Origin of the sequence: Streptomyces sp. S465 (assembly GCF_026898115.1) — a bacterium.
Lineage (GTDB): Bacteria > Actinomycetota > Actinomycetes > Streptomycetales > Streptomycetaceae > Streptomyces > Streptomyces luomodiensis.
Genome location: NZ_CP114036.1, coordinates 8,136,021 through 8,151,704, shown reverse-complemented (window position 1 = coordinate 8,151,704; position 15,684 = coordinate 8,136,021). Strand labels below are relative to the sequence as shown.

The following is a 15,684-nucleotide window of genomic DNA, read 5'->3' as shown; positions in this document are numbered from 1 at the left end:
GGAGAACGGCGAGATGAGCAGTCCCGAGACCGCGGAGCTCCGGATACTCGACGCGGCCGAGGCCCTGTTCTACGGGCGGGGCATCCAGGCGGTGGGCATGGACGAGATCCGCTCCGCGTCAGGTGTCTCCCTCAAACGGCTCTACCAGCTCTTCCCGTCCAAGGGCGACCTGGTGCAGGCGTACCTGCGGCGGCGCGACATCCGGTGGCGTCAGAGACTGGCCGCGTACGCCGAGACCCGGAGCACGCCCGAGGAGAGCGTCCTGGCGGTCTTCGACTGGCTCCACGAGTGGTTCGGCGAACCGGACTTCCGCGGCTGCGCCTTCGGCAACTCCTTCGGAGAGCTCGGGGCCACCTCGCCGGCCGTCGCCGAGACGGCACGCGCGCACAAGGAGGCGTTCTTCCGGTATCTCGCCGATCTGACAGCCGCCGCGGGCAAACCGGCCTCGCTGGCCGGCCACGTGGCGCTGCTGGCCGAAGGCGCCATCGCCACCGCGGCGATCACCGGCAGCGCCGAACCCGCCCACCGGGCGAAAGAGGCGGTGCGCCTCCTGCTGGCGGCGGCATAGCGGACCACACCGCCCCCCGTGCGCCAGGCCCGCCCCGCCGGCTCACACCGCCTCCCGTGCGTGCGCCCGCCCGTGACGGGCCTCATTCCGCCTTGAGGGCCGTGAGGATGTTCAGCCGGGCCGCCCGGCGGGCGGGCCAGAGCCCGGCGATCACCCCGACGAGTACGGCGCCCGCCAGGGCCACGGCGATGCGGTCCCAGGGGATGACCATCTCGTACCCCTGGATGCTGTCCGAGACGAGCCTGCCCGCGGCCCAGCCGAGGAAGAGGCCCGCGCCGATGCCCAGCAGGGCCCCGAAGAGCGAGATCAGGACGGATTCCAGGCGGACCATCCGCTTCGTCTGCTCGGGCTGGAGCCCCACCGCGCGCAGCATCCCGATCTCACGGGTGCGCTCGAAGACGGACATCGCGAGGGTGTTGACGACTCCCAGGACAGCGATCACCACGGCCATGGCCAGCAGTCCGGAGAGGACGTCGAGGAGCAGTGTGACGGCCTCGCCGCCGGCCTCCTCGGCCAGGTCGTCGGTGTTCCGCACCTGGATGAGGGGATTGTGGTCGAGGGCACGCTGGAGGGATCGCCGGGCGGTGTCGCCGTCACCGTCCTCGGTGCGCACCCAGACCGCGGTGTCCTGGACTTCCGTCAGATGGGACTGGAGCGTGGCCAGCGGCATCATCGTGGCCGGGAGGAAGTCGTTGCCGCGGTAGACGCCGCCGATCCGCAGGGTGTCCCGGCTGCCGTCCTCGTAGACCACCGGAACGCGCCGGCCCGTGGTCCATCCGTGGAGGTCGGCGGTGGCGGTGTCGATGAGCAGGCTCTTGCCGCCGCCCGCGCCCAGTGCGGTGGGCGACCCCGACACGAAGTCCGGATGGAGGAGGTCGCCGATGGTCCGCGGGTCCACACCGGTCAGGTCCACCGCGTCGCCGCCGATCCGCACGGTGCCCGTGCGCCGCGGGCTGGAGGAGGTCACCTCGGCGGACTTCGCCAGGGTGTCGTGGACCGACGCGGGCAGGGGGCCGCTGTTCCGCGTCGAGATCTCGAAGTCCGCCGTGACGGTGTTCTCGGCCCCTCGGTGCAGCGATGTGGTGGCGGACACCGCAACCACCGTGAGGCCGGTGACCAGGGACAGCCCGATCATCAGGGCCGAGGCCGTGGAGGCGGTGCGCCGCGGATCGCGCCGGGCGTTGCGCGGTGCCAGCGTGCCCGGGACGCCGAAGCGGCGCAGGAGGGGGCCGGCCAGGGCGATGGCCGGGCCGGAGAGCGCCGGTGTCACCACGATGATGCCGAGGAGCAGCAGGGCGGCCGGGAGGAGGACGAGGGTCGTGCCCTCGTCACCGCTGGACGTCGTGACCAGCACCCCGAGCACACCGAGCACGATCAGGGCGGCGCCGGTGATGTTGCGCCTGCGCAGGCCGCGGACCGGCGGGGGCGTGTGGAGCGCGGACATGGCCGCCACGGGCGGCACGGTGGCGGCGCGGCGGGCCGGCAGATAGGCGGCGAGCATGGTGACGACGACGCCCACCAGGAAGGAGACCACTGCGGTGCGCGGGGCGACGATCAGCGGCCCGTCGGGAAAGCCCGACCCGGTGGACCCGAACAGCTGCCGGATGCCCATGGCCACGCCGATGCCGAGGAGGAACCCGGCCGCGCCGGCGCACAGCCCCAGCAGGGCGGCCTCGACGAGGACGGAACGGGTCACCTGGCGGCGGTGGGCGCCGACGGCCCGCATCAGCGCCATCTCCCGCGCACGCTGGGTGACGAGCATGGTGAAGGTGTTGCCGATGACGAACACGCCGACGAACAGCGCGATGGCCGCGAACACGAACAGCACCTGGTTGAGCTTCTCCGCCCCCTCGGCGGCCTGGGCGCGCTGCTGCTCGCGCAGCTGCGCTCCCGTGCTGATCTCGGAGTCCTCGGGCAGCAGGTCGCGCACTTCGGCCGCGAGCCGGTCCTCGGAGACACCGCGGCCGGCCTCCAGGCTGACCCCGTTGTACTGGCCGGGCTTCAGGAGCAGCCGCTGCGCGGTGGCGTTGTCGAAGAGCGCGAGGGTGCCGCCGGAGCCGTGGGTGTCGTCGGTACGGACGATGCCGACGAGTTTCTGGTGCAGCACCGGTCCGTCGACGGCCAGCCGGACGGTGTCACCGAGCTGGTAGCCGCCCCGGTCGGCGGTGTCGGCGTCCAGCAGCACCTCGCCGGGGCCGGTGGGGGCCCGTCCGGCGGTCAGGGGGTGGCGGTCGTCCTCGCCGTCGGCCTGGGGGACGTAGTTGCCCGCGGCGGTCCGCTGGTCCTCGCCGAGGGGGTGGCCGTCCTTCGCGGCCACGGCGGCGAAGCCGTCGACGGAACCGGTGACGGACGCCACACCGGGCAGCTGTCGCAGGCGCCGCAGCGTGTCCTCCGCCAGGGTTCCGGGCTCGCCGGTCTTCTCGTCGAACGGGGGTGTGGCCTGGACCGATACATCGCGCAGAGTGGTGAGGAAACGCTCCTTGTAGGCGTTGCCGACGGTGTCGGTGAAGACGAGGGTGCCCGCGACGAAGGCCACGCCGAGCAGAACGGCGAGCATGGTCATCAGCAGACGGGCTTTGTGCGCCAGGACGTTGCGCACGGCGGTACGGAACACGGGGCGGCCTTCCGGAAGGGTGCCGGTGGGTTGGGAGGGCACGGGCGAAGGGAGCGGACGTGAGACGTCGCGGCGTCAGACCATCGCGGCGTCAGACGTGCGCGCGCCCGTCAGACGTGCGCGGCCGTCAGGCATGCGCCGCTCAGACCCGCACGGCGTCAGGCACTGCACGGCGTCAGACGCGGCGTCACATGCGCGGCGTCACCTGCGCGGCGTCACATGTGCGGGTCGGACGGGCGACGTCAGACGTGCGCGGCGTCAGACGTGTGCCGGTGTCAGGCGTCCCATGCGCTCCAGGACGGCCTCGGCGGTGGGGGCGTGGAGTTCGTCGACGATGCGGCCGTCGGCGAGGAAGACGACGCGGTCCGCGTAGGAGGCGGCGACCGGGTCGTGGGTGACCATGACGACGGTCTGTCCCAGCGTGCTCGCGGAACCCCGCAGGAACTCGAGGATCTCGGCGCCGCTGCGGGAGTCGAGGTTGCCGGTGGGCTCGTCGGCGAAGACGATGTCGGGCCGGCCGGCCAGCGCGCGGGCGACGGCGACGCGCTGCTGCTGTCCGCCGGAGAGCTGGGCGGGCCGGTGGCCGAGCCGCTCGGACAGGCCGACGGTCCGGATGATGCTCTCCAGCCAGGCCCGCTCCGGCTTGCGGCCGGCGATGTCCAGGGGAAGGGTGATGTTCTCCGCGGCGGTCAGGGTGGGCAGCAGGTTGAACGCCTGGAAGACGAAGCCGATGCGGTCGCGGCGCAGCCGGGTGAGCTGACGGTCGTTCAGGGCGCCGATCTCCGTGTCGCCCACCCGGACCGATCCGAAGGACGGCGAGTCGAGACCGGCCATGCAGTGCATGAGGGTGGACTTCCCCGACCCGGACGGCCCCATGATCGCGGTGAACTGCCCCCTGACGAAGCCGACCGTGACCGCGTCGAGCGCCACCACACGGGTGTCTCCCGTGCCGTACACCTTCGTCAGGTCGGTGGCGTGGGCCGCGAAGGCCGCCGGGGCGGAAGGGGACTGATGGGCGTGCATGCGGATCCTCGGTGAACGCTCGGTGGGTGTCCCTCGTGGCAGAGGGCGCCGCCGCTGGTGGCGACGTATCCGAGCGTCCCGCCGCACCCCCCGCGGGCGGATCCCCCGTTCATCCGAAAGCCGCCTCCCCCGATCGGGGGAGATCGCCGCGGGACGGCCACCGCTATTGCGCACGCCCGGTGCGGAAGGCCCAGGCCGCGACCTCGACCCTGTTGCGCAGACCGAGTTTCGCCTGGATCGAGCCCAGATGTGTTTTGACCGTGCTGGGCGCGATGTACAGCTCGGCGGCGATCTCCGGGTTGGTCAGTCCGCGGGCGATGCCCTGGATGACCTCCTCCTCGCGGTCGGTCAGCGGATCGGCCGGCTCGGCTGCGCCGGACCGCCGCGCCTTGGTGAAGTGCTCCAGCAGGCGCAGGGTGATCTGCGGGGCGACCATGGCGTCCCCGCGCACCGCCGCGCGGACGGCCTCCGTCAGCAGCGCCGGGCCGGCGTCCTTGAGCAGGAAGCCCGAGGCGCCGTTCGACAGTGCCGTGTACACGTATTCGTCGAGGTCGAAGGTGGTGACCACGACCACTTTCGGTGCTCCGGGCCGGCCACCGCCGGCCAGTCGGCGGGTGACCTCCAGACCGTCGGGCGGGGGCATCCGGATGTCCACGAGGCACACGTCCGGCCGGGTCTCCCGGGCGAGCGACAGGGCCGCCGCGCCGTCGGCGGCCTCGGCCACCACTTCCATGTCGGGCTCGGCCGACAGCACCATGCGGAACCCGGCCCGCACCAGATGCTGATCGTCGGCGACCAGGATGCGTATGGTCATGCCGTCCTGCCCTCCCGTAGCCGCAGCCCGCTCCGTACGGCGTGCCGAGCCCATGCGCGCGGGCTCCGCGACGCCTCGTCGGGACGCAAGGGTACGGAGGCGCGGACCCGCCACCCGCCTTCGGGGCGGTGCCCCGCCTCGAAGCTGCCGCCGAGCAGTTCGATCCGCTCCCGCATGCCGATGATGCCGAAGCCGCCGCCGAGCCGGCCGAGGCTGCCGCGGTGTCCGGACGCGGACCCGTGTCCGTCGTCCTCGACGACCAGTTCGGCACGGTCTGCCGCGACCCGGGCGGACACGTCCACCGACCGCGCTCCGCGCGCATAGCGCTGCGCGTTGGTCAGGGCTTCCTGGAGGACCCGGCTCAGCCCGCCGGTGACCTCGGCCGGTACGTCCTCGGGCAGGTCCCGCCCGAGGTCGAGGCGGACCGGCAGTCCGGCCGCCCGGGACTCCTCGGCGATGCGGGACAGGACCTCACCGAGGTTCTCCGGATGGCGCGGGGTCTCGTCCCCGCGCATCGAGCCCACCAGCCGCCGCATCGACGTCAGCGCCTCGCCGCCCGCGCGCTCGACGGCCTGGAGCATCTCGTTCAGCGCCTGCGGGTCGGGGGTGCCACGTCCGGTGACATGGCGCACGGCCTGCAACTGCACCACGATCGCGGTCACCTGGTGGGCCACGGTGTCGTGCAGGTCCCGGGCCAGCGCGAGCCGTTCCTCCTGCCGCACCAGCTGTCCGGTGCGTTCCTGCTGGGCGTCGTAGAGCCGCAGCACCACGCCGCAGACGAAGGCCAGCGCCAGGATGAGCACGGTGTTGTCGGAGAAGTCGCCGGGATCGGAGTCCCGCAGGACCGGGACGGAGAACACGCTGACTCCGACCGCCGCCACGGCCGCCAGGGCCGGGCCGGGGGCGCAGCGGCGCACCGCCACGGCGAGGAGGATCAGCTGTCCCATGAGTTCGGTGCCGCTGGTCTCGCTGGTCACCATGTTCACCGGCAGCAGGTGGTAGGCGGCCGTGGCCGCGAAGGTGCCGGCACAGGCCACCAGCACGGCCCGCGGTACCCACCGGGGGCCGCGCACGACGGCCAGCACGGCCATCGCCGCGGCCAGGGCTCCGGCGCAGACCGGCACCCAGTCCCCGGCGAACGCCTCGGTGTCCCGGGCCGGGTCGAAGACCAGCCGTTGCCGCACGTCGTCGTAGACGGAGAAGAGGAACCACAGCGCGAGCGCGGATATCGCCGCCCGCCCCGGCCAACGTCGATAACCGGCGCGCCTGCCGGAAGCCACAGCTATTCGCACCCGCGCCACCCTACGCACCCACGGCGACGACCGCCGCACGCCCGGCCCGGCGTCGGCCAGGGGTCACTCGCCGGGCGGCTGCTGGAGCATGGCGAGGGTCAGGACGTTGCCGCCGATGCCCCAGCCGCCGTCGGTGACCTCCTCGACCAGGACCATGGTGTTGGCGCGGGCGCGCTCACCGTAGATGTCGACGTACAGCTCGGTGGCACGGGTGACGATCTCCTCCTTCTGCTTCTCGTCGAGGGATCCGGCGGGAACCTTGAAGTTCGCGAAGGGCATGGTCGTTCTTCTTTCCTGTCGTCGTTCGTGTCGTCGTTCGTGTCGTCGTTCGTGTCGTCGTTCGTGTCGTCGTTCGTGTCGTACGTCGTGCCGTAGGGGGATCGCGTGGCGGTCGGACGATGCCGCCGTCGGCGCGGACGACCCCGTCGGTGTCTCCAGGCTGGACCGGGGTTTCCGGGCCAGCCAGGGCTGTCCCCACCCAGGGGTTGTCAGCCCCTGGCTCGGTTCACCGGCACGAGGGACCATGGGGGGCGTGAATCACTCCGCATTCGCCGCATTCCTGAAGTCCCGGCGCGACCGGATCCGCCCGGCCGACGTCGGCCTGCCCACCGGTCCACGGCGCCGGGTGCCCGGACTGCGGCGCGAGGAGGTCTCCCAGCTGGCCGGGCTGTCCGCGGACTACTACACCGAGCTGGAGCGCGGACGCGGCGCTCAGCCCTCGGCCCAGGTGCTGACCTCCCTGGCCCGTGCGCTGCGGCTGAACGGCGACGAACGCGACCATCTGTTCCACCTCGCCGACCGCCCCGTTCCCCCGGCGACGCACGGCCCGGCCGCGCAGGTCCAGCCGGCCCTGCTCGGCCTGCTGGACCGGCTGACCACCACGCCCGCGCAGATCATCACCGACCTGCACCAGATCCTCGTGCAGAACGAGCCGGCCGTCGCCCTGATCGGCCGGCCGGTGGCGGTGCGCGGCCCCGAGGCGAGCTTCGTCCACCGGTGGTTCACCGACCCGGACGCCCGTGCGCTCTACCCGCCCGAGGACCACCCCCACCACTCCCGGGTCTTCGTCGCCGACCTCCAGGCCGTGGCCGCCCGGCGCGGCCGCGACAGCGAAGTGCAGCGGATGGTGGCCTCGCTCCGCCGCCGCAGCGAGGAGTTCGCCGCCCTCTGGGACACCCACGACGTCGCCCTCCGGCGGACCGACCACAAGCGCATCGTCCACCCCGCGCTGGGCGTCATCGAACTGGACTGCCACTCCCTGTTCAGCGAGGACGGCCGCCAGCGCCTGCTGTGGTTCAGCGCCCCGCCCGGCACCGAAGGCGCCGCCCAGCTGGAGCTCCTCTCGGTCATCGGCACCCAGGACATGACGGCCGACGAGAACCGCACATCGCCGTGATCGGCCGCCGTACATCGGCCGCCGTCCGTGGCCGGGCACGGCACGCCGATCGCGCCAACGTGGTGACGTTCGGCGTACGGGGCGAGCGCACGGCCCGTCACCGGGAACCCCTGTCGCAGTACAAGCGGACGCGCTCCGGTGCGGGAAGACGGCACCGGTAGCGGTCCGCCGGTCTCCGACGCACCCAAGGAACCCGTATGAATGGACCGAATGGCCCAGCCCCTCTGCTGACCCTGAACAACGGCGTGCGGATGCCCGCTCTGGGCCTCGGCGTCTACCAGAGCCCGCCCGACGAGACCGTCGCCGCGGTGACGACCGCGATCGAGAGCGGCTACCGGCTGATCGACACCGCGGCCGCCTACGGCAACGAGAAGGAGGTCGGCGAGGGCATCGCCCGCTCGGGCATCGGCCGCCAGGACATCTTCGTCATCACCAAGCTCTGGCTGACGGACTACGGCTACGACGCCGCCCTCCGCGCCTTCGACACCAGTCTCACCAAACTCGGCCTCGACCACCTGGACCTGTATCTGCTGCACTGGCCCGTCCCGTCCGCCTTCGACACCACGGTGGCCTCGTACCGGGCCGCCGAGAAGCTGCTGGCCGACGGCCGGGTACGGGCCATCGGAGTGTGCAACCACACCCCCGAACACCTGTCCCAACTCATGGCGCGCACCGATGTGGTGCCCGCGGTGAACCAGGTCGAACTGCACCCGCACTTCAACCAGCCGGAGCTGCGCGCGTTCGACGTCCGCCACGACATCGTCACCCAGTCCTGGTCGCCCATCGGCGGAGTGACGCGCTACTGGGGCGACCGGCCGAGCGAGGCCGAGGACCCGCTCCGGAACCCGGCGCTCACCGGCCTCGCCGACAAGTACGGCAAGACCCCGGCCCAGATCATCCTCCGCTGGCACATCGAGCACGGCCTGTGCGCGATCCCGAAGTCCGTCACACCCCACCGCATCGCGGAGAACATCGGCGTCTTCGACTTCTCGCTGACCCCGCACGAGGTGTCCGCCATCGACGCGCTCGACACCGGGGTGCGCGGCGGTCCCGACCCCGGCGACGTGGGGCCCGACACCTTCTCCTGAGACACCGGCTCTCCTGGGACACCGGTTCTCCTGGGACACCGGTTCTCCTGAGGCACCGGCTCTCCTGAGGCACCGCGCGGGACGGACACCGGGCCGTCCCGCGCCACCGCCACCAGCCGAGGAGTAGTCTCCTGGGCAGCAGCTCGTCCGGGTTCGTTCGGCACCCACCCCGACACGAGGAGAGACCGTTTGTCGACCTTTGTCGTGTTCGACCTTGAGTTCACCTCATGGCCGGGAGCGCTCGAACGGGATTGGACGGGGCCGGGGCAGCTTCGCGAGATAGTCCAGATCGGCGCCTTGCGCATCAGTGCCGGCGATTCCGCCGAAGACCACTGTGTGGTCGAGGAGTACGAGGCGCTGGTGCGGCCGGTGGTCAATCCGCGGCTGTCCCCGTACTTCACCGGCCTCACGGGCATCGACCAGGAAACCGTGGACCGGGAGGGAGTCGCGCCGGCCGAAGCGCTCAGTGATTTCCTGGGCTTCTGCCAGGGGCAGTCCGTGCTCTCCTACGGCAACGACATGATCGTCCTCGGGGAGAACACGGGGTGGGCGCGGGCTCGTGGCGAAGAGGTCAAGAACGGCTTCCTCACCGCCGACTTCCTGAACATCCGCCCCTGGCTGAACGCCGTCGCACCGGCCACCGCATCGGCCAGTTCCGGTCGCCTGTGGGAAGCGCTGGGCCTGCCCAGGCCCGTGGCCGGCCGGGAGCATTCGGCGCTCTTCGACTGCTATTCGATCGCCGCGGCGATCAGACACGTATGTGCCGGCGGGGCTCGGCTGCCCGAGGGATGCCTCTGAGGACACGGGCCCGCCGGGTCGCCCGCGATCCGGTACGAACGAAGGAAGGAACCCCCCATGACCGCAGTGCGCGGAACAGACGTGGACATCCCCACCCAGGACGGCGTCGCCGATGCCTACCTGGCCCATCCCGACGACTCCGGCCGCCACCCGGCCGTCGTGCTGTACATGGACGCCTTCGGGCTCCGGCCCCACCTGCGGACGATGGCCGACCGGCTGGCCGGGGCCGGTTACACCGTGCTGGTGCCCAACGTCTTCTACCGGCACGGGCGGGCTCCCCTGACGGAGCTGCCCGACTTCCTCGACGTCGCGACGCGTCCGGAGATCCTCGAAAAGCTCCTCCCGATCGCGGCGGAGCTGACTCCCGATCTCACGGTGCGCGACGCCGGCGCCTATCTCGACTGGCTGGCCTCCTGCCCGCAGGCCACCGACGGGCCCGTGGGCCTCACCGGCTACTGCCTGGGTGCCGGACTGGCCTTGCGCGCCGCCGGCGCCTACCCCGACCGCGTCGCCGCGGTGGCCGGTTTCCACGGTGGCAGCTTGGCCACGGAGGCACCGGACAGCCCGCACACGGTGGTCGGACGGATCACCGCCGAGGTGTACTTCGGACACGCGGACCAGGACCACGCCCTTCCCCCCGAGCAGATCGAGCGTCTGGAGAAGGCCCTCGACGAGGCCGGTGTCCGCCACCGCACCGAGGTCTACCCGGGGGCTCAGCACGGCTACACCCAGGCCGACACCTCCGCGTACGACGCCGAGGCCACCGAGCGCCACTGGCAGGCCCTGTTGGACCTGTTCGGCCGCACCCTCTGAGCCCGGCCGGTGACCAGCCGCACCGGGCTGGTCACCCTCTCCCGCCCCGACGTGGCCCTACAGCTGCCGGAGGTGGTCGCGCAGTGTGCGGGCGATCTGCGCCATGAGGGCTTCGGCGCCGGGCTGGGTTCCGGCGGGCACGAGTGACTCGGTGAGCACCGCGATGGCGAACGCCTGACCGTCGGAGTGCTCGACGACGCCGATCTCATGGCGCAGGTTGAGCAGGGTGCCGGTCTTGGAGGACCAGGTGGTGGCGTCGGAGCTGAAGTCGGGGGCGAGCCGGTGCCGCAGCACGTTGTGGGCCATGAGGTCGCGTACCCGCCGCGCCACTTCGGGGTGGATCGCCGAGGGGGTCCACAGGGCTTGGAGCAGTTCCACATGGGCCCGCGCGCTGCCGATGTTGGTACGGGTGGTGTCGAGTTGCGGCACCCGGTGGCCGCGGCCGCTGGTGCCCGCGTCGATGGCGAGGGCGTGGGCGAGATGCCGCTGCGCGGCGTCGAAGCGCAGCCCGGGGGTTTCGGCCAGTTCACGGATGCCGTGCCGGACGATGATGCCACGCAGCCCGAGCTCGTGGAGCATATCGGCGACCTGGGCGGGCGGGGTGAGGTCGAACAGCGCGTTGGCCGCCGTTCCGTCACTCAGACAGGTGCTCAGGTAGAGCAGGTCGTCGATGGCGACCCGGGCGGGGTGGCGGAACCGGCTGAGTCCGGTGGGACCGGGTGCGGTGATCCGCCCGGGGGACACCTCGACCATCGTCGCCCCGTCCAGTTCGCCGCGCCGGATGCGCTCCAGCGTCGCCATCGCGAGCGGGATCTTGACCAGGGAGGCGGAGGGCAGCGGGGTGTCCGGGTCGATGCCCAGCTCGTCGCCCGTGTGGAGATCCCGCACGAGCAGACAGCCGTGCAAGCCGCCGTCGCGCAACTGCCCGCGCAGATCGCGCAGCAGTGCCTCGGTGTTCACGCCTCCGCCCCTTCCGTGGTGTCCGGCTGGGTGTCCGTGCCCAGGCAGCGGGCGATGGCGCCGCCCAGACGCCCTTCGAGGTGCTGTGGGTTGCCGCCCGCGGCGGCGGCGAGGGCGAACCCCCGGCTGAGCGTGAGCTCACCGATGGGCCGCCACTTCAGGGCCAGTTCCGCGGCCTGCGCGGGAGAACACAGCAACAGGTCGCGGGAGCAGAGGACTTCGGCGGCGGCGGTCGTCAGGTCGGTCGCGGCCACGAGCTGTGCGGGCCGCAGACCGACCGCGTCGCGCAGCAGGGTCAGCGGGTCGCGGATGTGCGGAACGTCGTCCTCGGGCTGGATCCAGACCCGGCGGGCCGGCCCCGGGCAGGCCCGTCCGACCCGCAGCGTCTCGAGGTAGACCCGCCGCACACCGGGCTCCTGGACACCGGCCAGCCCGAGCGGCACGGACCAGGTGGCCTCGTCCGCGGGCACCGCGAGCAGGGCGGCCCGCACCTGCTGGGCGTGGAGGAGCTCCAGGCGCTGCGCCGGCGCCGCGACACGGAGGTCGAGCGTGACACCGTGCCCCCGTGCCTCGGCGACCAGGCGGGCGAGACCGGCCGTGGAGCAGATGCCGGGCACGGCGAGCCGCCACGGCTTGCGCTTGGCGGCTTCCGCCTCGTGCAGCAGCACATCGGCCGCCTGCACGAGTTGCCTGGCCACCGGCAGCATGTCCCGCCCGAAGGGGGTGAGAACGGCACGCCGCGAGGTGCGCTCGAAGAGCTGCTCACCGAAGCGTTCCTCCAGGGCGGCCACCCGACGGCTGGCCACCGACTGGGACATCCGGGCAGCGGCCGCTCCCACGGTAAAACTTCCGCGCTCGCTCACGCTGACGAACGCCCGGCACACTCCCACCAGATCCACACCCGGCACCCTATGCCAGATCCGCATGAAGAGGCGCACGAGCGTATTGGACCGCATAGCGCCCGAAGGCGAGAGTGACGACACCCGACACCACGCCCCGGCGAGGGGCCTGGTCTTCTCGTCCCCGCGCGCCCCCGCGTGACGGGGACCCATCCGGAGGTTTTCGACCATGCGTTTCACCCGTGCCCGCCACACCGCCCTGGGCGCGCTCGCCGCGCTCGCGCTCCTCGTCCCACTGACGGCCTGTGGCCAGGACGGGTCCCCGGACAAGCCGAAAGCGTCGAGTTCCTCATCCGCCGGCGCGAAATCGTTCACCGGCGAGTTCAAGAAGCTGGAGCGCGCCTACGACGCGCGGCTGGGGGTCTACGCCATCGACACCGGCACCGGACGGGAGGTGGCCTATCGCGATGGCGAACGGTTCGCCTACGCCTCCACGTTCAAGGCGCTGGCCGCCGGCGCCGTTTTGCGGAAGTACTCGCTGAGCGGACTGGACCGAGTGATCAGGTATTCCCAGGACGATCTGCTCGACTACGCCCCCGTGACCGAGAAACACGTCAAGACCGGGATGACCCTGGGCGCACTGTGTGACGCCGCGGTGCGCTACAGCGACAACACCGCGGCCAACCTGCTCCTCGACGCGCTCGGCGGCCCCAAGGCGCTGGACGCCACGCTCGAGAAGCTGGGCGACGACGTCATCCACATGGAGCGCCGTGAGCCGGAGTTGAACGTGTGGGCCCCGGACTCCACACGCGATACGAGCACACCGCGGGCGATGGCCGAGGACCTGCGCGCGTTCGTCCTCGGCGATGTCCTCGGCAAGGGCGAACGCGCCCGGCTCGCGAAGTGGCTGCGGACCAACACCACCGGGGACAAGCTGATCCGGGCCGGGGTGCCCAAGGGCTGGGTGGTCGGCGACAAGACCGGAGCCGGCCGCACCTACGCCGCCCGCAACGACATCGCCGTGGTGTGGCCTCCCGACAGCGCTCCCATCGTCGTGGCGATCATGTCGAACCGCGGCGACAAGGACGCCGAATACGACGACAAGCTGATCGCGGACGCGGCCTCCGTCGTGGCCGACACTCTGCCGTAGCGCGTCTGCCCCAAGCGGTCTCCGGGCCGGCCGTCCGGCCCGGAGAGCAGGGGCGACGGATACGTCCGGCCATCAGTGGCCGTCCCGCTCCTCCGCCTGGTCGGTGCGCGTGGCGCGGTGGCGCAGGCGCCCCAGCAGGGCGGTGCCTGCGACGACCATCCCGATGGCGATGACCCTCGCCGCCTGGTAGGAGTCGACCGTCCGGTCGTCGTCCGACGCGCTGCCCGGCATCCCGAGGGCGGACCACCCGGCCGCGGCGATGCCGAACACGATGAGGCCGACCGCCCCCATCGGCCCCATCCCCCACCACCACGAGCTCGAGCCGTCGTGCTGGTCGTCTGTCCGGTGGCGTTCGTCGGCAGTCACAGTGAACTCTCTCTGGGGGGAAGGGCGAGAAAGGCCCGGAAAAGGCCCGGGACAGGAAAGACGCCGGCCGGGGCCCACTGGTTCACTGCCGAGGGCGAACCGCGCCGGTTCAGGCCCGCTGCGCGCGGTCCGCGTCGAGACGGCGCAGTTCCCGCACACTGTCCGCGAGCGTGCGGTCACCCAGCGACGCGAGCACCGCCTGCTCTGCCTCGGCGGTGAGCGCGGCGAAGTACGCACCGGCGTGTGTGGTCACCTCGCACACGGGCTCCGCTTCCGGCGAGGGGGCCCACAGGGGCTTGCCGCCGACGGCGCAGCGATAGATCTCCGCCAGGGTGATCCGGTCGGCCGGCCGGCCCAGCCTGGCCCCGCCGGTACGGCCCTTGACGCAGACGACGAGCCCTTCGTCGGTCAGCGGTACGAGGAGTTTGCGGATCAGACTCGGGTTGGTGTTCAGCTTGTGAGCCAACTGGGCCGAACTCAGCGGCGGGGATCCCTCCCTGTCGCCGGCCACTGCGAGGAACATCATCAGCCACAGCGCACGCGAGAACCGGATGTCCAGCACGGTCTCCACCTCCGCCTCCGCCCGCAGACCGGCACAGCTTACTCGACGGTCCGTGCCACCCCTGCCGCATATGCAATCGATACAGTTGCAGTTTACGCCGGGAAAAGCGTATCTTTCAGATGCACATTTTAGAACCCCGGGGAAACACCGGGAAGCGGCCACCCCCGGATACGTCACGGCAGGAGAACAACAGTGAGCACTCGCGCGGCCACGGCACTGTCCCGTCCGTTCACACTGGGTTCGGCCAAGCTGCCGAACCGCATCGTCATGGCGCCCATGACCCGCCAGCACTCCCCCGACGGCATCCCCGGTGAGGATGTCGCCGCCTACTACGCGCGCCGCGCGGCGGCCGGGACCGGCCTGATCATCACCGAGGGCACCACCGTCGACCACAAGTCCGCCGGTTTCCACGACGCCATCCCCCGGTTCCACGGCGAAGCGCCACTCGCCGGCTGGGGACGGGTCGTCGACGCCGTGCACGCACAGGGCGGCGCGATCATGCCCCAGCTGTGGCATGTGGGCATACAGCGGCCCGCCGGAGCGCCGCCGTTCCCCGACGCCCCGTCCCTGGGGCCGTCCGGGATCGCGCTGGACGGCACGTCCGGCGCGGGCGGGACGATGACCAGCGCCGACATCGACGACGTCATCGGCGCCTTCGCCGAGGCCGCGCGGCAGGCCGAGCGGATCGGTTTCGACGGCGTGGAACTGCACGGCGCACACGGCTACCTCATCGACCAGTTCCTCTGGGAACGCACCAACCGGCGCACCGACGCCTACGGGGGCGACCCGGCCTCGCGGACCACCTTCGCCGCCGACCTGGTGGCCGCCATCCGCGAGAAGGTCGCGCCCGACTTCCCCGTCGTCCTCCGGTTCTCCCAGTGGAAGGGCGATCACTACGAGGTCCGGCTCGCCGAGAGCCCCAAGGAACTGGAAGCCGTGCTCACCCCGCTGGCCGAGGCGGGGGTCGACGCGTTCCACGCCTCCGGACGCCGCTACTGGCAGCCGGAGTTCCCCGACACGGGCTCGGACCTGAACATCGCCGGGTGGACGAAGAAGCTCACCGGCAAGCCGGTCATCACCGTCGGTTCGGTCGGCCTGGACGACGCCTTCCGGAAAGCCTCCATCAACGGTGCGGAGGCGGCCGTGGAGAGCATCGACCGGCTCCTCGACCGCCTGGAGCGGGACGAGTTCGACCTCGTCGCGGTCGGCCGCGCACTGCTCGCCGACCCGCAGTGGGCCGACAAGGTCCTCACCGGCCGGCTGAGTGAACTCGTCCCCTTCAACCGGGACGCGGTGCAGTCCCTGTACTGACCGCGCGGTGAGCGCGCACGCGGTCGGCGACACCGCCACCGTCCCCTGGCGGTGGCGGCTGTTCCTGCCCGGTGAAGGGGAACCGGGCGC

16 protein-coding genes are annotated in these 15,684 nt (G+C 71.9%); 7 read left to right on the top strand and 9 right to left on the bottom strand.

Annotated elements, in window-relative coordinates; genetic code table 11:
• Nucleotides 1-13: 13 nt before the first annotated feature.
• Complete coding sequence (locus N6H00_RS34500; protein ID WP_268975768.1) at nucleotides 14-568, top strand: TetR/AcrR family transcriptional regulator; 555 nt, start codon at nucleotides 14-16, stop codon at nucleotides 566-568.
• A gap of 82 nt (nucleotides 569-650) precedes the next feature.
• On the opposite strand, the gene N6H00_RS34495 is transcribed toward N6H00_RS34500, so the two are convergent.
• The 5 genes from N6H00_RS34495 to N6H00_RS34475 all read right to left on the bottom strand — a co-directional run bounded on the left by N6H00_RS34495 (nucleotide 651) and on the right by N6H00_RS34475 (nucleotide 6,590).
• Complete coding sequence (locus tag N6H00_RS34495) at nucleotides 651-3,182, bottom strand: ABC transporter permease (RefSeq protein ID WP_268975767.1); 2,532 nt, start codon at nucleotides 3,180-3,182, stop codon at nucleotides 651-653.
• 258 nt (nucleotides 3,183-3,440) lie between these two features.
• On the bottom strand, nucleotides 3,441-4,205 hold the full coding sequence (locus tag N6H00_RS34490) for an ABC transporter ATP-binding protein (protein ID WP_268975766.1): 765 nt from the start codon (nucleotides 4,203-4,205) through the stop codon (nucleotides 3,441-3,443).
• A 163-nt stretch (nucleotides 4,206-4,368) separates the two neighbouring features.
• Nucleotides 4,369-5,019 (bottom strand): response regulator, encoded by a 651-nt coding sequence (locus N6H00_RS34485; RefSeq protein ID WP_268975765.1) that lies wholly within the window; start codon nucleotides 5,017-5,019, stop codon nucleotides 4,369-4,371.
• Nucleotides 5,016-6,311, bottom strand: coding sequence for a sensor histidine kinase (locus N6H00_RS34480; RefSeq protein WP_268975764.1), 1,296 nt, complete (start codon nucleotides 6,309-6,311; stop codon nucleotides 5,016-5,018). The genes N6H00_RS34485 and N6H00_RS34480 overlap by 4 nt, the downstream gene beginning before the upstream one ends.
• Before the next feature lie 63 nt (nucleotides 6,312-6,374).
• Entirely contained in the window at nucleotides 6,375-6,590 is a 216-nt protein-coding gene (locus N6H00_RS34475; protein ID WP_268975763.1) for a 4-oxalocrotonate tautomerase family protein, read from the bottom strand.
• Between the two features lie 244 nt (nucleotides 6,591-6,834).
• Between N6H00_RS34475 and N6H00_RS34470 the strand changes: the two genes are divergently transcribed.
• The 4 genes from N6H00_RS34470 to N6H00_RS34455 all read left to right on the top strand — a co-directional run bounded on the left by N6H00_RS34470 (nucleotide 6,835) and on the right by N6H00_RS34455 (nucleotide 10,406).
• Entirely contained in the window at nucleotides 6,835-7,707 is an 873-nt protein-coding gene (locus N6H00_RS34470; RefSeq protein WP_268975762.1) for a helix-turn-helix transcriptional regulator, read from the top strand.
• A gap of 197 nt (nucleotides 7,708-7,904) precedes the next feature.
• Nucleotides 7,905-8,795, top strand: a complete 891-nt coding sequence (locus N6H00_RS34465; protein ID WP_268975761.1) for an aldo/keto reductase — start codon at nucleotides 7,905-7,907, stop codon at nucleotides 8,793-8,795.
• 189 nt (nucleotides 8,796-8,984) lie between these two features.
• Entirely contained in the window at nucleotides 8,985-9,593 is a 609-nt protein-coding gene (locus tag N6H00_RS34460; RefSeq protein ID WP_268975760.1) for a 3'-5' exonuclease, read from the top strand.
• Nucleotides 9,594-9,650: 57 nt separating this feature from the next.
• Complete coding sequence (locus N6H00_RS34455; protein WP_268975759.1) at nucleotides 9,651-10,406, top strand: dienelactone hydrolase family protein; 756 nt, start codon at nucleotides 9,651-9,653, stop codon at nucleotides 10,404-10,406.
• Nucleotides 10,407-10,463: 57 nt separating this feature from the next.
• On the opposite strand, the gene N6H00_RS34450 is transcribed toward N6H00_RS34455, so the two are convergent.
• Nucleotides 10,464-11,366, bottom strand: a complete 903-nt coding sequence (locus N6H00_RS34450; protein WP_268975758.1) for a serine hydrolase — start codon at nucleotides 11,364-11,366, stop codon at nucleotides 10,464-10,466.
• Nucleotides 11,363-12,292, bottom strand: a complete 930-nt coding sequence (locus N6H00_RS34445; RefSeq protein ID WP_268975757.1) for a LysR family transcriptional regulator — start codon at nucleotides 12,290-12,292, stop codon at nucleotides 11,363-11,365. Before N6H00_RS34445 ends, N6H00_RS34450 begins: the two co-directional genes overlap by 4 nt.
• 142 nt (nucleotides 12,293-12,434) lie before the next feature.
• Here N6H00_RS34445 and bla point away from each other — a divergent pair, with 142 nt between their 5' ends.
• Nucleotides 12,435-13,355 (top strand): class A beta-lactamase, encoded by a 921-nt coding sequence (bla, locus tag N6H00_RS34440; RefSeq protein ID WP_268975756.1) that lies wholly within the window; start codon nucleotides 12,435-12,437, stop codon nucleotides 13,353-13,355.
• Between the two features lie 72 nt (nucleotides 13,356-13,427).
• Here bla and N6H00_RS34435 read toward each other — a convergent pair whose 3' ends face one another.
• Together N6H00_RS34435 and N6H00_RS34430 are read right to left on the bottom strand one after the other, a co-directional pair.
• On the bottom strand, nucleotides 13,428-13,721 hold the full coding sequence (locus N6H00_RS34435) for a hypothetical protein (RefSeq protein ID WP_268975755.1): 294 nt from the start codon (nucleotides 13,719-13,721) through the stop codon (nucleotides 13,428-13,430).
• Between the two features lie 109 nt (nucleotides 13,722-13,830).
• On the bottom strand, nucleotides 13,831-14,292 hold the full coding sequence (locus tag N6H00_RS34430; protein ID WP_268975754.1) for an RrF2 family transcriptional regulator: 462 nt from the start codon (nucleotides 14,290-14,292) through the stop codon (nucleotides 13,831-13,833).
• Nucleotides 14,293-14,475: 183 nt separating this feature from the next.
• On the opposite strand from N6H00_RS34430, the gene N6H00_RS34425 reads away from it, so the two are divergent.
• Complete coding sequence (locus tag N6H00_RS34425; RefSeq protein WP_268975753.1) at nucleotides 14,476-15,594, top strand: NADH:flavin oxidoreductase; 1,119 nt, start codon at nucleotides 14,476-14,478, stop codon at nucleotides 15,592-15,594.
• The last annotated feature ends 90 nt before the right edge of the window (nucleotides 15,595-15,684 follow it).